The 16007-nt window shown below is 55.7% G+C and carries 15 protein-coding genes; 10 read left to right on the top strand and 5 right to left on the bottom strand.

Going from position 1 to position 16007, the window contains the following annotated elements; all coding sequences use genetic code 11:
• Together TH4_RS06025 and cobS are read right to left on the bottom strand one after the other, a co-directional pair.
• Positions 1–612 carry a histidine phosphatase family protein gene (locus TH4_RS06025; protein ID WP_064780305.1) on the bottom strand — a complete coding sequence of 204 codons (612 nt, stop codon included), beginning with the start codon at positions 610–612 and terminating at the stop codon, positions 1–3.
• Between the two features lie 31 nt (positions 613–643).
• Positions 644–1456, bottom strand: coding sequence for an adenosylcobinamide-GDP ribazoletransferase (gene cobS, locus TH4_RS06020; protein WP_245227761.1), 813 nt, complete (start codon positions 1454–1456; stop codon positions 644–646).
• Positions 1457–1665: 209 nt separating this feature from the next.
• Between cobS and cobT the strand changes: the two genes are divergently transcribed.
• The gene (cobT, locus tag TH4_RS06015) at positions 1666–2700 is read left to right on the top strand and encodes a nicotinate-nucleotide--dimethylbenzimidazole phosphoribosyltransferase (RefSeq protein ID WP_064780304.1); all 1035 of its coding nucleotides are present in this window, start codon (positions 1666–1668) and stop codon (positions 2698–2700) included.
• 48 nt (positions 2701–2748) lie between these two features.
• On the opposite strand, the gene TH4_RS06010 is transcribed toward cobT, so the two are convergent.
• Positions 2749–3978 carry an EAL domain-containing protein gene (locus TH4_RS06010; RefSeq protein WP_008888909.1) on the bottom strand — a complete coding sequence of 410 codons (1230 nt, stop codon included), beginning with the start codon at positions 3976–3978 and terminating at the stop codon, positions 2749–2751.
• Positions 3979–4211: 233 nt separating this feature from the next.
• Here TH4_RS06010 and TH4_RS06005 point away from each other — a divergent pair, with 233 nt between their 5' ends.
• The 3 genes from TH4_RS06005 to rfaE1 are packed head-to-tail and all read left to right on the top strand — an operon-like array spanning position 4212 to position 7310.
• Complete coding sequence (locus TH4_RS06005) at positions 4212–5168, top strand: UDP-glucuronic acid decarboxylase family protein (RefSeq protein WP_064780303.1); 957 nt, start codon at positions 4212–4214, stop codon at positions 5166–5168.
• Positions 5169–5199: 31 nt separating this feature from the next.
• Positions 5200–5784: a D-sedoheptulose 7-phosphate isomerase gene (locus TH4_RS06000; RefSeq protein WP_064780302.1), complete on the top strand. Its 585-nt coding sequence runs from the start codon at positions 5200–5202 to the stop codon at positions 5782–5784.
• A 53-nt stretch (positions 5785–5837) separates the two neighbouring features.
• Entirely contained in the window at positions 5838–7310 is a 1473-nt protein-coding gene (gene rfaE1, locus TH4_RS05995) for a D-glycero-beta-D-manno-heptose-7-phosphate kinase (protein WP_064780301.1), read from the top strand.
• Here the strand turns inward: rfaE1 and TH4_RS05990 are convergent.
• Together TH4_RS05990 and cbiB are read right to left on the bottom strand one after the other, a co-directional pair.
• Positions 7307–7942: a nucleotidyltransferase family protein gene (locus TH4_RS05990; protein ID WP_064780300.1), complete on the bottom strand. Its 636-nt coding sequence runs from the start codon at positions 7940–7942 to the stop codon at positions 7307–7309. The genes rfaE1 and TH4_RS05990 overlap by 4 nt on opposite strands.
• Positions 7939–9033, bottom strand: coding sequence for an adenosylcobinamide-phosphate synthase CbiB (gene cbiB, locus TH4_RS05985; RefSeq protein ID WP_245227759.1), 1095 nt, complete (start codon positions 9031–9033; stop codon positions 7939–7941). The genes TH4_RS05990 and cbiB overlap by 4 nt, the downstream gene beginning before the upstream one ends.
• A gap of 353 nt (positions 9034–9386) precedes the next feature.
• On the opposite strand from cbiB, the gene TH4_RS05980 reads away from it, so the two are divergent.
• Genes TH4_RS05980 through cobM form a run of 6 tightly spaced genes read left to right on the top strand, consistent with a single transcriptional unit; the run spans position 9387 to position 15844 of the window.
• Positions 9387–10421, top strand: coding sequence for a sirohydrochlorin chelatase (locus tag TH4_RS05980; RefSeq protein ID WP_064780299.1), 1035 nt, complete (start codon positions 9387–9389; stop codon positions 10419–10421).
• A 33-nt stretch (positions 10422–10454) separates the two neighbouring features.
• Positions 10455–11138 carry a precorrin-8X methylmutase gene (locus TH4_RS05975; protein ID WP_064780298.1) on the top strand — a complete coding sequence of 228 codons (684 nt, stop codon included), beginning with the start codon at positions 10455–10457 and terminating at the stop codon, positions 11136–11138.
• Complete coding sequence (locus tag TH4_RS05970; RefSeq protein ID WP_064780297.1) at positions 11135–12388, top strand: bifunctional cobalt-precorrin-7 (C(5))-methyltransferase/cobalt-precorrin-6B (C(15))-methyltransferase; 1254 nt, start codon at positions 11135–11137, stop codon at positions 12386–12388. Before TH4_RS05975 ends, TH4_RS05970 begins: the two co-directional genes overlap by 4 nt.
• On the top strand, positions 12385–13122 hold the full coding sequence (gene cobI / locus TH4_RS05965; RefSeq protein WP_064780296.1) for a precorrin-2 C(20)-methyltransferase: 738 nt from the start codon (positions 12385–12387) through the stop codon (positions 13120–13122). Before TH4_RS05970 ends, cobI begins: the two co-directional genes overlap by 4 nt.
• A complete protein-coding gene (gene cobJ / locus TH4_RS05960; protein ID WP_342418096.1) occupies positions 13119–15083 on the top strand; it encodes a precorrin-3B C(17)-methyltransferase in 1965 nt (654 codons plus the stop codon). Before cobI ends, cobJ begins: the two co-directional genes overlap by 4 nt.
• Positions 15083–15844, top strand: coding sequence for a precorrin-4 C(11)-methyltransferase (gene cobM, locus TH4_RS05955; RefSeq protein WP_064780294.1), 762 nt, complete (start codon positions 15083–15085; stop codon positions 15842–15844). Before cobJ ends, cobM begins: the two co-directional genes overlap by 1 nt.
• The last annotated feature ends 163 nt before the right edge of the window (positions 15845–16007 follow it).

The raw sequence follows: 16007 nt of genomic DNA, 5'->3' as shown, positions 1-16007 counted from the left end.
TTAAAAGCGCTGATTGACAGCGGTCACGCGCCAGCCCGGTTCGTCGACACCGTCGATATATTCAAGCGTGGTCAGACCCAACGTGTCGATATGAAATGCCAATGCGGCTTCAAGGGACAAACCCAGTGCGTTGGCAAGCATGGCACGCACTGTGCCGCCATGAACGACAGCGACAATGTCGCGCCCGGCCCAATCCGCACTTAGCCGACCCAAAACCGGACCAACACGGGCAACCACATCGGCAAAGCTTTCACCCTTTGGGGGGTGTTGGCGGGCGAAGTCGGTCCAGAACCGTGTTGTTTCCCCCTTGGGCAAATCATTCCAGTTCTGCAATTCCCAATCACCAAAATGCTGTTCGGCAAAGCCGCTTTCAGCCTGCGGCGCTATGTCTTTATCCATGAAGGCCTGCAGACTGCGCGCCGTATCATGCGTACGTGACAGATGGCTGGTCACCCAGACGGCATCACCCGGCAGTTGTTTGGCAAGGGCAGCCAGTGCCTTTTCATCGGAAAGGTCGGCAGGCATGTCACTTTGGCCATAGACCAGCCGTTTCGGATTTTGGACCGGCGCGTGACGCACTAGCCACCAGCGGGTTGTTTTCAAACTGCTCACGGCATTCCTTGTTGTTGCTGTGCTGGTTAATCTAAAGGACGGCAATAAACGCGATACCAACAAACAGTTCGGTCACGATCTGGGTTGCCCCCAAGACATCCCCTGTCTGGCCACCGATCTGCCATTTTGCTACCGCCGCAACAATACCCACCGCCAAAAGTCCGCCCATGAAAATGGCTAACGTCGCAAATAGACCCGATAAGACGAGCGACAGGATTAAAGCAAGGCCAACACCCAAACCGACCATCATCACACTTGGCGTTCCGGCCCCCTTGCCCAAACCATCGGCGCGCGCCGGAGGCAGGATATGCATCACGACTGGCATTGCCGCCCGTGATGTTATTGCCATCACCAGAAACAGGATCGCTGCCTGCCCGGCATCGCCCGCCGCAGAAAGTAAAATCAGACGCAGGCCAAAACACAGGATCAGGGCAACAACGCCATATGTACCGATCTGGCTGTCGCGCATGATTTCAAGCTTGCGCGCGCGCTCAAACCCGCCGCCAAACCCGTCGGCACAATCTGCGATGCCATCTTCATGCATTGATCCGGTCAACAAAACCATGCCTGCTGAGGCGATAATCGCAAAAATCAGAATGTTGGCTGTCAGGGAATAGACCAGCATCGCCGGCAGCATGGCAAAACCAGCCAGAAGCAGACCAACCAACGGCCAAGACCAGACCGATCTTGCAATCACTTCAGCGCGGAAATCATCGATACCCTTGACCGGAACGCGGCTAAGCAACGCCAGGGCGCGCCAGAAATCGGAAATACGCGAAACCTCGACGGAGGCATCTGTCGCTGTGTCCGGGCTGGGTTTGTCAGATGAATCCGAGCTTTGCATATTTGTTTCGTTTTGGTTATGATCTTTGGATAGCATAAATTTCCGATTTTCAAACTGGCAATCTGTTGCACCCGGGCATAGTGTCAGGGCCTAGTTTGGCCCTACTTCCTGAACCGCCTTGCACAATTGGTTTCCGAGCCTAATCCTTACCACCCCGGAAGCCAAGCGGAACACTAGTTAGGCACCTTTGTCGCCAGCCGGAGACCAAAATGTTCAACCCGAAACATCCGCCCCAAAATCTTGAGGAAATTCGTGCGCTTCTCGCCGAACTTCCCGAAGTCGATCAGGAAGCGCAGGCCGCCGTGGCCCAGCGCGAACCGACATTGACCAAGCCTGCCGGATCGCTCGGACGGCTTGAGGATTTCAGCCTTTGGCTGGCAGGATGGCAAGCAACATCACGCCCACGCATGTCGCGGCCGCGCGTTACCGTCTTTGCCGGCAGTCACGGTGTCGTTGCGCAGGGCGTTTCGGCCTTCCCGGCCAGCGTGAACCAGCAGATGGTGGAAAACTTCATCAATGGCGGGGCCGCGATCAACCAGATTTGCAAGTCTGTCGATGCCGAACTCCGCGTCATGGAAGTCGCCCTTGAAATCCCGACCAACGACTTTTCCCATGAACCGGCCATGGACGACGAAGGCTGTGCCGAGGCGATGGCCTTTGGCATGAGTGCAATTGAAAAGGGTCTGGATCTTTTTGTGCCTGGCGAAATGGGCATTGGCAACACGACTTCGGCGGCGGCAATTTCCCATGCACTTTATGGCGGGAATGCTGCGGACTGGACCGGCCGGGGAACCGGGATTGATGACACTACCCTTGACCGCAAGACGCGCGTTGTAGGTGATGCCATCATCCTGCATAAAAACCAGATGCATGACGGATTGGATGTTCTGCGCTGTGTTGGCGGACGCGAAATTGCTGCTATGGCCGGTGCCATCATTGCAGCGCGCTTTGCGCGGGTTCCGATATTGCTTGATGGGTATGTATCCTGTGCGGCGGCCGCTGTTCTGGCTGCGATGCGCGCCGATGCACTCGATCATTGTCTGGTCGGTCATGTATCGGCAGAACCGGGACATGCGCGGTTGATTGAGAAACTTGGCAAGGAAGCACTGATCAATTTCGGCATGCGCCTTGGCGAAGGATCGGGTGCAGCACTTGCCATCCCGCTTTTGCGCGCCGCCGCAGAATGCCACACCGGCATGGCGACCTTTGAAAAAGCCGGGATTGATGGCAAGGAAAAGGCCTGATCCTTAGCCTTACACAAGTGAACACCCAATAGCGTCAGCAATCTGGCGCTATTTTTTTGTCCGTTCGTTCATCAGATGCTCGACATGGCGGCCCTGGAACATGGTGATATTGATCGAATGACCAAACTTGATGGCGCGTTCGTCATCGCAACGGCACAAAATAACGCGGGTATCACCGGACTCCGCCACAGCGGCGCGCATGGCTTCGCGATGCTCTTCATCCATGTTTTCCATTTCCGGATCCCACAGCATCTTGATCATATCAACGCCAAGCTTGTTGCGGTTGATATAGGGCAGCGACAGATAGCTGATGCCATCGATACAGATGCGATAGCCGCGATCACGACAGAAGTCGCGCGCAAAGAAGAATGCCCCAAGGTCGGCAAAGATATCGATCTTCTGAAGCTCAAGCACGATTGTCCCGCGCTGCCCGGCCTTGACGTTACTATCGAACGTCAGGAAGTCCGGCGACAACAGTGTCGAGACGTTCAAATTGATGCTGACTGACCCGGTCACTGATGCATCGTTCGATCGGGTCAGAAGCGACAACATGCGCCGATCCAGAATTTCAGTCAGATGCTGAAACAGCCAGCGGTTCGAGAGAACATTGACATCGGGCAGCAGCGTGTCCTGCAAATCCTTGATCGAGATGAACAATTCATGGAAAACCGGCGTCGGGTTCGCATCACCCACCACGGCACAAATCGCCTGTCGCCGCATCAGGTTGGACAGATCCGCACGCCGAAGCGATTCATCGATGCGTCCCAAGATCTTCGGGGTCAGCGGCGCACGATCATCACTGAGTTCCGGATGGTCATTGTGGCGCTCGGCTGCCTTGCTGACGATTTTGGGTCGATTGGCGTTGGCGCGCACCAGCAACTGTGTCAGATGCAGAAATTCTTTATATTGCTGCCCGACATCGAAATAGTCGGTAAAGGTCGCGGGCGCGCCGCTTTCATCCTTGCCATCACTGATCAATGGATCGTCGTTGAACAGGAATTTCAGCCGGAAAATGACGGCATTCACCTCGTCCATCTCTGCGGCATCAAAGATGAAAATCAGATCCTGGTTGGACAGGGTAAAAATACGCCCGGTGACTTCCGGTACGATTTCTTCAAACGCCGTAATCGCCGTGCGGATGTGATGGTCACGCCGGTTAAACGGCAGCAATTTGGAAAAATGCACATGAATCGCACCAACGCCGTCCTTGCGCCGCTCAAGGCGCCGCACATAGTCAACGAGGAAGGCTTCGGGCGATGGAAGTGAACTATCAGACATAAATGCAATGACCAGAGAATTGTTTCGACGGAATCACAGCCGCTAATCTGCCCGAACCACGATAACGCCGGTGCATTAACAGGTTATGTATTTAGCATTCATGCATGTTGAAACCAAACCCGAATATTGGGGAATTTCAGACACGTCCAAGAAAAGATAAGTCGTAGCTTTCCGCCAACCAAGCTGCTAGTTTCAGGCCGTTTTGATATCAGAGTAATAAGGTCAGAGACGATATGTGGCGACGCAAGCGCGTTTTGGTAACCGGTGGCGCAGGTTTTCTTGGTTCTCATTTGTGCGAACGCCTGCTTGAAGAAGGCAATGACGTTCTGTGCGTCGACAATTTTTTCACCGGCACCAAGGACAACATTGTCCATCTTCTCGATAAACCGCATTTCGAGCTGATGCGCCACGATGTGACCTTCCCGCTCTATCTTGAAGTCGACGAGATTTACAACCTTGCGTGCCCGGCATCACCGATCCATTACCAGCACGATCCGGTCCAGACGACCAAAACCAGTGTGCATGGTGCGATCAATATGCTGGGTCTCGCCAAACGCGTTGGTGCCAAGATTTTCCAAGCTTCGACCAGCGAAGTTTATGGTGATCCGGAAGTCCATCCGCAGACCGAAGATTACCGCGGCAATGTCAATCCGATCGGCCCGCGCGCCTGTTATGACGAAGGCAAGCGCTGTGCTGAAACGCTTTTCTTTGATTACCACCGCCAGCACGGTCTGGATATCAAGGTCGCCCGTATCTTCAACACCTATGGCCCACGCATGCATCCGCAGGACGGCCGTGTGGTATCGAACTTCATCATCCAGGCGCTGCATGGCGAAGACATCACCATTTATGGCGACGGCCAGCAAACCCGATCTTTCTGCTTCTATACTGACCTGATCGAGGGTTTTGTTCGCCTGATGGCAACCGACAAAACGGTTACCGGGCCGATGAACCTTGGCAACCCATATGAGATCACCATTCGTGAGTTGGCCGAGCGCGTCATTGAGATGACCGGCTCCAAATCAAAGCTGATCTTCAAAGACCTTCCGGCCGATGACCCGTTGCAGCGCAAGCCCGACATTACCTTTGCCCGAAACACACTTGATGGCTGGGAACCGACTGTAAGCCTTGAAGATGGCCTCGGTTCGACAATTGAGTATTTCCGCAATCTGATTGCGAAACACGGCTAATACGACGACTTCTTTTGGATTTGGACGCGTGATGGATATCAAAGCCTTTTTCGATGCAGAGTTTGACGAGCATCTTGATCTGGTCAACAAGACCCGTGAAGCAACCCGCGATGCCTTTATCGAACTGGTCGAGATTTGCACCGACGCCCTTAACGACGGCAATAAATTGCTGTTTTTCGGCAATGGCGGGTCGGCCGCGGACGCGCAGCATATCGCAACCGAATTCACGGTCCGCTATATCAATGACCGTCGCGCGCTTCCGGCGATTGCACTGACCACCGACAGCTCGGCCTTGACCGCGATCGGTAACGATTTTGGGTTTGATCACCTGTTTTCGCGCCAGATCGAGGCGCTTGGCAATCCGGATGACGTTGCGATTGGCATCTCGACATCCGGCAACAGCAAGAACGTCAATCTTGGTTTGGCCAAGGCCAAGGAAATGGGCCTGATTGCGACCGGCTGGACTGGCAAGACCGGTGGTGACATGGTTGATCTTTGTGATCCACTGATGATCGTACCGAGCAACACCACCGCCCGCATCCAGGAAATGCATATCCAGATTGGCCAGATGCTGGTCGGTGCGCTTGAACATACGCTTGGCCTGACGAAAAAATAACCGGCGGGCTGCAAAGCCGCCTGAATACTCAGACAGAACAAAGAATTGCGACCATGACCGATCTTAGCCATCTGGCCCGACAGGTTGAACAACTGACCGATGCCAAAGTCCTTTGCATTGGCGATGTGATGCTTGACCGGTTTGTTTATGGTTCGGTTACCCGCATCTCGCCCGAGGCGCCCATTCCCGTCATTCGGGTTGAACGCGAAAGCGCCATGCTTGGGGGTGCTGGTAACGTCACGCGCAACGCAACAGCCCTTGGCGCATCGGTTCAGTTCCTGTCGCTTGTTGGCGATGATCTGCCCGGCCGCGAAGTCATGGAATATGTCGCCGCTGACAAGGGTGTTGAGCCCTATATCCAGACAGAGCGTAACCGCCCGACGACAATCAAAACCCGCTATATCGCGGGCGGGCAGCAGTTGTTGCGATCTGACAATGAAACCACCAGCGCCATTGCACCAGCATCGATTAGCAATCTTTCGACACTCGCAGGTCAGCTGGCAGGGGATGTTGCAGCGATCATTCTGTCTGACTATGGCAAGGGTGTCTTGCATGCCGATGTCGTTGCAGCCGCAATCAAGGCAGCACACGCAGCCGGAAAGCCCGTCATCGTCGACCCAAAAGGCAATGATTACAGCATCTATCGTGGGGCCACGGTGGTGACGCCGAACCGCGCAGAGGCCGAAGCAGCAACCGGCATTGCCATAAACAGCGACGAAGATGCCATCGCCGCCGCGACCAAGATCATCAGCGAATGCGGTATCGAGAATATCCTACTTACCCGCAGTCAGGATGGCATGACGCTTGTCACCAAGGATGGCGAGGCTTTGCATCTGCCAACCGAAGCCCGCGAAGTCTTTGACGTTTCGGGTGCCGGTGACACGGTCGTTGCCTGCCTCGCATCCGCCGTTGCAGCGGGATCCAGCCTAGCTGACGCTGCACGCATTGCCAATGTTGCCGCCGGGATCGTGGTTGGCAAGATCGGCACGGCAGTTGTTTATCCAGACGAACTGATTTCCACCTTGCATCATCATGATCTGATGATCGGTGAGGCCAAACTGATGCCGCTTGATCGCATGGTCGATCGCGCAGAACGCTGGCGGCGTAAGGGATACACTGTCGGTTTTACCAATGGCTGTTTTGATCTGTTGCATCCGGGCCACCTCAGCCTGCTCAAACAGGCACGGGCAAATTGCGACCGCCTGATTGTCGGGCTGAATTCCGATGCGTCTGTCAAACGCCTTAAGGGCGAAGCCCGCCCGGTCCAGTCCGAGGCCGCACGTGCAGCCGTGTTAGGATCGCTTGAAACCGTCAGTGGTGTGGTGATTTTTGGCGAAGACACCCCGATTGAACTGATCAAGGCGATCAAACCGGACATTCTGGTCAAGGGTGCGGATTACACCATCGACAAGGTAGTCGGGGCCGAAATTGTCCATGGCTATGGCGGCAAGGTGGTTCTGGCCAATCTTGAAGATGGCTTTTCCACCACATCGACCATCGCCCGGATGAACAAGGGCAACGATTAATCGTTCTGCCCCAAATCGCACTCTTCTGGCCACGGTGAGATGATCAGATCCGGCCAGATTGTTTGCCACCGGGCAACCTTGGTCTCATAGACCGTTTTTACCGGCAAAACCGTGTTCGGGATCACCCGACCTTCCATGACAGCAGCAAGGCCAAACGGCGCATATATGCGATAGGCATCGATACCGTCTTTGCCCGCATCCTTGCGCACGCCAATGGCAGTTGTCTGATAGGCAAAGCGGTCAATGCCATCACTGGCAGCAGTCACAGTACCGTAGGGCACACCGAATTTTTCCGGATACCAGATCGGCACACGCGCCTGATTGCGGATTTCAACGGAAACCGGGATATCGGCAAGCAGTTCAGTGCCTTGGGCAATCACATGATCTTCCGCCTGCCATGACGTATCGGGATCGAAATAAAAAAGATCATAATCGGCAATTTCGGAACCCGGGGCTTGATTGGCCTTGATGTTCCAGATCGTCTGCGCAAGGCATCCGGCGGTCAGCCACCAGTCTTTGATCCCGAAGGCTGAAAACCGGTCGAGAATGATTTGGTTGGCGCGGTTTTGCAGGATGCCTTCAAGGAACTCGCAGCCCAACGGAATATCATTGGCACGCTGCCCGGCACTCATAGCCCGACCCAAAGAACTTTAAGAACAATCGGCCATGCCGCATTGATCAGGCATGAGGTCGTGAAAAGTCTCAGCGCGCGGTCGATATCAACAGCGGTCAGATCGGAACGACCGTTGCCAATATAAGGATCATCAACCATTTCACTGCCATACTGGCGCGGCCCGGCAAGGGCGATTTCAAGCGCGCCAGCGAAGGCTGCTTCCTGCCAACCGGCATTGGGCGATTTGTGCTTTTTCGCATCCGACACCATGGTCTGCCAGGCAGCTTTGCCACTTGTTTTCTTACCGATTACGGCGGCAAGGCAAATCACACCGCCAGCAATCCGTGCGGGGATAAAGTTCGCCACATCGTCAAGTCGCGCGGCGAACCTGCCGAAATAAAGATAGCGTTCGTTGCGATGACCAATCATCGAATCAAGTGTGTTGATCGCCTTGTAGGCACAAATGCCAATCGGCCCGCCAACTACATACCAGAACAGTGGGGCGACCACCCCGTCAGAAAAGTTTTCAGCACAGCTTTCGATGGCTGCCCGGCTGACGCCTGCTTCATCAAGCGTTTCGGGGTTGCGCCCGACGATCATCGAAACTGCCTTGCGGCCACCAGCGATGCCCTCTTTCTTAAGCGCGTTTGAAACGGCCTTTACGTGTTGATAAAGGCCTTTTTGAGCAATCAGAACCGCCACCAAAAGGACTTCGGGCGCTCTGAAAACGTCGCCAAGTGATGAGACAAACTGCACAGCACCACCGAAAGCCGCGGCGACCACAATCACCATCAGACTGGTCATAGCACCGCGCAAAAGGCGGTCCGGGTTACTGCGATCTGTGCGGTTCAGGCGCTTTTCGAACCACGCAATCAGATTGCCAATCCACACCACCGGGTGCCCGATCCGGCTAAACAGCCACGGGAAGTCACCAAACACCGCATCCAGCAGCAGTGCCAGCACCAGCATTGAAAAAAGCGGCCCGAAAAACGCAGGTTCCGGGATCAGAAAATCGGTGAATGTCGGTTCCATCGCGGCAATGTGCGCGGTGATCGCCAACCCGTCAATCAGAATGACATGGTGAATGCGCGAACCAAATTGATACCGCACAATTTGCCATCGGGTTTTCGCTTTGATAAAGAAATTTCATACGAATTTATATTTTATCATAACTTATGTTGGTCAATCCTGTTTGCCCGGCAGTGCGTAACGCAAAACACCGCAACCTGATCACCCGCCAGAACCGAAGGACAGAGCCCGCCCACAACATATTCGATACCAGACCATAACCGGCCCACAATAAGTAGTATTTTCATCACCCAAGCCCCTTGTGCACCCTGTTGGCGTAGCTGCCGCTTGCATTCCGCAAGCCAATCGGTGAAAACGGGGGTGGCATCGGGTACCGCATGGCAACAATGTCATGTGAAGAACACCATCAAAGAGAGACAAAGGAGCAGCCTTTTATGTCCCCCAAAGGCGCAGTAATGATTTGCGGTCATGGTTCGCGCGACGAACGCGCGGTTTCACAGTTCAACGCCATGGTTGAAGCTATGAAACAGACCCATCTGGCCGACTACGATGTCGAAAGCGGCTTTCTCGAATTTGCCCACCCGATCCTGCGTGATGGTTTTGAAAAGCTCAAAGCCATGGGCCACAAGAAAATCTACGCCCTTCCAGGTATGCTGTTTGCCGCCGGTCACGTCAAAAACGACCTGCCGAGCGAAGTGAACAATTTCGCCCATGAAAATCCAGATATTGAAGTGCTTTTCGGTCGCGATCTTGCCATTGATCCCAAGCTTTTGATGGCGGCAAAGGAACGTATCGAAGAAGCCCTTGCAGGTGCTGATGACAGCGTAGATCGCAAAGACACCCTGTTGATGGTGGTCGGGCGCGGCACCAATGACCCGGACGCCAATTCCAATGTCTATAAGGTTGCCCGTATGCTTCAGGAAGGCATGGGCTTTGGCCGTACCGAAATCAGCTATTCCGGTGTTGCCCATCCGCGCGTCAATGCGGGCCTGCGCGAAGCGATGAAACTGGGATACAAGCGTGTTGTCGTCTTCCCGTATTTCCTGTTTGCCGGCATTCTGATTGACCGCATCTATAGCCATACTGATGAAGTCGCGGCGGAATTTGGTGACGTTGAATTCATCAAGGCAGGTTACCTAAAGGACCACCCGATGGTTCTTGAAAGCTTTGCCGAACGTCTGACCGAAATTGATACCGGCGACAACAATATGAACTGCCAGCTTTGCAAGTATCGTGAGCAGATCATTGGCTATGAAGGCGATGTCGGCACCCCACAGGTCGGTCACCATCACCATGTGATGGGCATTGGCACCGATGGACACAGCCATGATCATGGCCATCACCACCATGGTCACGGCCACGGGCATCACCACAACCATGATCACGGTCATAGCCATGGCCACAGCCATGATCACGGGCACAGCCATTCCCATGATCACGACGACGCGAAGAAATCGACCGGTTCCTGACCGGTCGACCCCCATCCTCTGAAAGGCGCGGCAATGTTTGACTATCTGCGTGACCCGCAGGAAATCTATGCCAAAAGCTTTGCCACCATTGAGGCCGAGGCGAACCTTGCGCGCTTTTCAGACGCTGAGCGGCCGGTTGCCATTCGTATCATTCATGCCTGCGGCATGGTCGAAATGGCCGATCAGATCGCCTTTGGCGGTAATGTGGTGAATGCTGCCACAGCGGCATTAAGTCGCGGAAAACCAATCCTGTGTGATGCGGAAATGGTGCGTCATGGCATCATTTCCCGGCTTCTGCCCAGTCAGAACCCGGTTCTTTGCACGCTCAATGATGGCAATACGCACGATCTTGCCGCCCGAATGGAAACCACGCGATCAGCCGCCGCAGTTGAAGCCTGGGCAGATCATATCGAAGGCGCAATAATTGCCATCGGCAATGCGCCAACCGCCCTTTTCCATTTGCTTGAAGCGATCCATGACGGACGGTTGAATAAACCAGCAGCCATTGTCGGCATGCCGGTCGGCTTTGTTGGGGCAACTGAAAGCAAGGATGCGTTGATTGAACATGCCAATGGCATTCCCTTTGTCACGCTGCGCGGTCGATTTGGCGGCAGTGCGGTAGCAGCCGCCACTATCAATGCCTTGGCGCGTCTGGCGCGCGAAGATGAAACGACACCCGATGGAACCTTTGACCGCAAATCCGGGGGTGCATCATGAACGAACAGGCACCGATCAAGGGACGGATCACGGTTATTGGCATTGGCGAAGATGGCTATGAAGGCCTTTCACCAATGGCGCGCAGCATCCTTGAAAATGCCAGCGTCATTTTTGGCGGTACACGCCATATCGCCATGCTGCCCGGCTCCAACACCGCAACCCAGAACAAATGGATCACACCGTTTGAAGCCAACCTGCCGCTGATCGAAGATTGCCTTGATCAGAACCCGGTCGTGCTGGCCAGCGGCGATCCGATGTATTTTGGGGTTGGCAACACGCTGATTAAATATTTCGGACCCGAACCAATATATGCAATCCCGGCGCCATCAAGCATTTCTCTGGCCGCCTCCAGGCTCGGCTGGCCACTGGCCGAGTGTGATGTGATTACGCTGCATGGCCGCGATCCGGAAACATTGCGTGCCCATCTGCGCCCGCATGGCAAACTGATCGCACTAAGTGCTGATGGCTCGACCCCGGCCCTTGTCGCCGTCATGCTGTGCGAGGCAGGTTTTGATCAAAGCCGCATGTCGGTTTGCGAGCGGCTTGGCGGCCCGGAAGAGCGCATTACCACACAAACCGCGCGCACCTGGCAATCAACCGCCACCTCGATGCCCGATATCAAATCGGTCGATCCGCTTAATCTGATCATGATCGATCTTGAAGCCGGGCCCAAAGCGACACCGCTGCCCAAGGGACCGGGACTGCCTGATGATGCCTTTATCCATGATGGCATGATCACCAAATCGGAAATCCGCGCCCAGACGCTGGCGTCGCTGGCGCCGTTTGATGGCGGTGTTTTGTGGGATCTGGGGGCCGGGTGCGGGTCGATTTCGATTGAATGGAAACGCATGGGCGGGCTGGCTGTTGCGATTGAACGCGACGGCGAACGCTGCGCGATGATCAAGAAGAACGCCATTCGCCTTGGCGTTCCGACCCTTGCGATTGAACAGAAATCCATTGAAGAAGCACTGAGTTTCGCCGATCGCCTGCCCAGGCCCGATGCGATTTTCATCGGCGGGGGCATCACGATTGATGGGTTGCTTGAAAGCTGCTGGGATCTGTTGCCGCCGCACGGGCGACTGGTCGCCAACACGGTGACGCTTGAAGGCGAAGAAAAATTATTACGGTTTTACAATAAAAACGGTGGCAGCTTGTCGCGCCTGTCGATTTCACGACTGGTGCCACGCGGCAGCTTCAAGGGCTGGAGCAACCTCGCCCCGGTCACCCATTACCTCGGAGTAAAAGCATGAGTGCGGAATTTCCCGCAAGCGATAACCTTCCGGTTGCCGGAACGGCCTATGGTCTTGGCATTGGACCGGGCGAGCCTGATCTGATCACGCTTAAGGCCTATAACATCCTGCAAAAGGCCGATGTGATCGCGTATCCCGCGCTTGAAGACGGCGTCAGCCTGGCGCGTCAGATCGTTGATCCACACATCCCCGAAGGCCGGATTGAAATCGCCATTCGCATCGAAATGGGCAAGCCGGCCGATCCGATCTATGACGCGGCTGCCATCGAAATCGGCAAGCATCTGGCAGATGGCAAAACCGTTGCAGTTCTGTGCGAGGGTGACCCGTTCTTTTACGGCAGCTTCATGTATCTTTTTGGCCGTTTGGCCGAGGCCGGCCACCCGGTCAAAACCGTTCCCGGTGTCAGTTCTATGATGGCCTGTGCCGCCCAGCTTGGCGCACCACTGGCCGCGAAAAACGACGTGTTGCAAGTCATCCCGGGACCGCTTGATGCCGACCGCCTGCGCGAACAGCTGGCCAAAACCGATGCGGCCGCCATCATCAAGCTTGGTCGTCATTTCGCCAAGGTTCGCGGTGTGATCAACGAACTCGGCCTGACAGACCGGGCGCGTTATATCGAACGCGCCACGCTTGAAACCCAAAAAATGGTCCCGCTGGGCGAACTGCCCGCCGACGCCAAGGCACCGTATTTTTCCATGATCCTGATCCACCGTCGCGGAGACGCATGGCGATGACCGCCCGGAACACCCAGAATAAAACCGCATTGCCGACCGCACCAATTGCCCCGATTGCGGTCATCTGCCTGACACAGCGCGCCCTTCCGACCGCACGTAAAATTGCATCCAGCCTGCAGGGTGCATCGGTGCATGGCCTGCGCACCCGCGTTTCGGTCAAGGATGTTGATGTCGCCTTCGATGACACTATTGCGCATCTGCAACAAACCTTTTCATCCGATCACGTCATCATTGGCGTCTGTGCATCAGGCATTCTGATCCGCGCACTCGCACCGCTTTTGGCGGGTAAATGGCAGGACGCCGCCGTGCTTGCCGTTGATGAAGCCGGTGATAACTTCATCCCGCTTTTGGGGGGGCATCATGGCGGGAACCGACTGGCGCGCGATCTGGTTGATCGTCTTGGGGGCAATGCCGCCATCACCACGCCGGGCGATGCGATGCTGGGTCTTGCGCTTGATGAGCCGCCAGTTGGCTGGACGCTTGGCACGCCCGAAACGGTCAAACCCGCTACTGCGGCCCTTTTGGCTGGTGCCTCTGCCCGGATTGAGGTTGAGGCAGGCTCGGCCGCGTGGTTGACCAATAGTGCTATTGCCCAGTCCGAGGATGGTAGCATCCTGATCACCGCCACCGCGCGCGAAGGTGCCAATGAAGATGCGATCAGCGATGGGGCCGAAACCGCAATCACCTATCACCCGCCTGTCCTGGCACTTGGTGTCGGCTGTGAGCGCGGCTGCCCGGCCGATGATCTGTATGATCTGGTGATGGAAACACTGGCTGGTCAGTGCCTGAGCCCGAAGGCCATTGCCTGTGTCACCTCGATCGATCTGAAGGCCGATGAGGCCGCAGTCCATGAGCTGGCCCAACGTCTGGGCGTTCCGGCCCGGTTCTTTGATGCCCAAACCCTTGAGGCCGAGGCAGACCGTCTGGTAACACCATCAGACGTCGTGTTTGCTGAAACCGGCTGCCATGGTGTCGCTGAAGGTGCGGCACTGGCGACGGTCGGTCCGAACGGCAAGCTGATTGTTCCCAAACACAAAACCAAGAAGTCCACCTGCGCCGTCGCCCTGTCACAAGATGACATCATCCCCGAGAAAGTCGGCACTGCGCAGGGCAGGCTTTCGATTGTTGGCATCGGTCCGGGCCAGATCGGCTGGCGCAGCCCGGAGGCCACCGCCCTGATCGGTCGCGCAACCGATATCGTTGGCTATCAGATGTATCTTGATCTGCTTGGCCCGCTGATTGACGGCAAGGATTGCCATCATTCCGATCTTGGCGCCGAAGAAGCCCGTGCGCGCCACGCGCTTGAACTGGCCGCGACCGGAAAGGACGTTGCACTTATCGGGTCAGGGGATGCCGGCATCTACGCGCTGGCAACGCTGGTGTTTGAGTTGTTGGATCGTGAAGATCGCGCGGATTGGAACCGGGTCGCGGTTCAGGTATCACCTGGTATTTCCGCGCTTCAGGCGGCGGCATCACGCATCGGCGCGCCACTGGGCCATGATTTCTGTGCGATTTCGCTTTCTGACCTTTTGACACCGCGCGAAGACATCCTGCGCCGCCTGAAATCCGCGGCCGAAGGTGATTTCGTGATTGCGTTCTATAACCCGGTTTCCAAACGCCGCCGCGATCTTTTGGCCAAAGCGCGTGATATCCTGCTTGAACACCGCAACGAAGACACACCGGTGGTTCTGGGTCGTCAACTTGGTCGACCGGATGAGGAAATCACAGTCGTTCCACTTTCGAAACTAGAAGTCGACATGGTCGATATGCTGACCACGGTTCTGGTCGGATCCAGCAACAGCCGCCATATTACCCGCGGCGAAAACGAATGGGTTTATACCCCTCGCGGCTACGCCAAAAAGGGCCCGGATGCGGCAAAGGCCCCAGTTCTGAGCACATCTTTTCACAGCAGCACTGACACTTCCAAAAACGACACTTCCAAGAAAGGCGGGGCAGAATAATGACTGTTCATTTTATTGGCGCCGGTCCCGGCGCCCCGGACCTGATCACCGTGCGCGGCCTGCGCCTGATCGAAAAATGCCCGGTCTGCCTTTATGCCGGATCGCTGGTGCCCGAAGAAATCGTGACTGCGGCCCCCGAAGGCGCACATGTGGTCGATACAGCGCCCATGAACCTTGATGAAATCATGGCCGAAATCGAAGCCGCCCACGCCAAGGGACAGGATGTTGCCCGCGTGCATTCCGGTGATCCGTCAATCTATGGCGCAATTGCCGAACAGATCCGCCGTCTGGATGATTTGGGCATTCCCTATGACATCACGCCGGGCGTGTCGGCCTATGCCGCGACGGCTGCGGAAATTGGCGCGGAACTGACCCTGCCCGATATTTCACAGACCGTGATCCTGACCCGAACCGCCATGCGGTCGTCCGGCATGCCAGACGGCGAGAGCCTCGCGGAACTTGGCAAATCGCGTGCGACGCTGGCGGTGCATCTGTCGATTAACAATCTGGCCAATGTAGTACGTGATCTGACCCCGCATTACGGCGAAGACTGCCCGGTTGTGATTGCCTATCGCGTGACCTGGCCCGACCAGCAATTCATTTTTGGCACCCTCGGCGATATCCGGGCCAAGGTCAAAGGCAGTGGCATCACGCGCACGGCACTGATCATGGTCGGTGAGGTTTTCGGTCGGAAAGATTTTACCGACTCTAGACTTTATGCCGCTGATCACACGCATGTTCTGCGCCCGGCAAAAGTATGATCTGATCGGGCGGACTTCATGTCCGCCCGTTTTTTGTACAAACCCTCTGATCAGCAAGTTTATTTTTTCGGCAGAACAGCAATTTGCTGAAAAATATGTCATTTCAACTGTGAACATCCTTGACCGCCCCCTGCCCGGCACCCTTTAATCAAAGGGAAATAAA

The organism is Thalassospira tepidiphila MCCC 1A03514 (assembly GCF_001662875.1).
GTDB classification, from domain to species: Bacteria; Pseudomonadota; Alphaproteobacteria; order Rhodospirillales; family Thalassospiraceae; genus Thalassospira; species Thalassospira tepidiphila.
This window is presented reverse-complemented; position numbering and strand designations above follow the sequence as displayed.

Excerpts from the sequence above, each read along its gene's own strand:
- TH4_RS05975 (WP_064780298.1), top strand. The coding sequence starts at position 10,455 with ATGTTTGACTATCTGCGTGACCCGCAGGAAATCTATGCCAAAAGCTTT.
- rfaE1 (WP_064780301.1), top strand. The coding sequence starts at position 5,838 with ATGACCGATCTTAGCCATCTGGCCCGACAGGTTGAACAACTGACCGAT.
- TH4_RS06000 (WP_064780302.1), top strand. The coding sequence starts at position 5,200 with ATGGATATCAAAGCCTTTTTCGATGCAGAGTTTGACGAGCATCTTGAT.
- cobM (WP_064780294.1), top strand. The coding sequence starts at position 15,083 with ATGACTGTTCATTTTATTGGCGCCGGTCCCGGCGCCCCGGACCTGATC.
- TH4_RS05990 (WP_064780300.1), bottom strand. The coding sequence starts at position 7,942 with ATGAGTGCCGGGCAGCGTGCCAATGATATTCCGTTGGGCTGCGAGTTC.
- cobS (WP_245227761.1), bottom strand. The coding sequence starts at position 1,456 with ATGCAAAGCTCGGATTCATCTGACAAACCCAGCCCGGACACAGCGACA.
- cobI (WP_064780296.1), top strand. The coding sequence starts at position 12,385 with ATGAGTGCGGAATTTCCCGCAAGCGATAACCTTCCGGTTGCCGGAACG.
- TH4_RS05980 (WP_064780299.1), top strand. The coding sequence starts at position 9,387 with ATGTCCCCCAAAGGCGCAGTAATGATTTGCGGTCATGGTTCGCGCGAC.
- cobT (WP_064780304.1), top strand. The coding sequence starts at position 1,666 with ATGTTCAACCCGAAACATCCGCCCCAAAATCTTGAGGAAATTCGTGCG.
- TH4_RS05970 (WP_064780297.1), top strand. The coding sequence starts at position 11,135 with ATGAACGAACAGGCACCGATCAAGGGACGGATCACGGTTATTGGCATT.
- TH4_RS06010 (WP_008888909.1), bottom strand. The coding sequence starts at position 3,978 with ATGTCTGATAGTTCACTTCCATCGCCCGAAGCCTTCCTCGTTGACTAT.
- cobJ (WP_342418096.1), top strand. The coding sequence starts at position 13,119 with ATGACCGCCCGGAACACCCAGAATAAAACCGCATTGCCGACCGCACCA.
- TH4_RS06005 (WP_064780303.1), top strand. The coding sequence starts at position 4,212 with ATGTGGCGACGCAAGCGCGTTTTGGTAACCGGTGGCGCAGGTTTTCTT.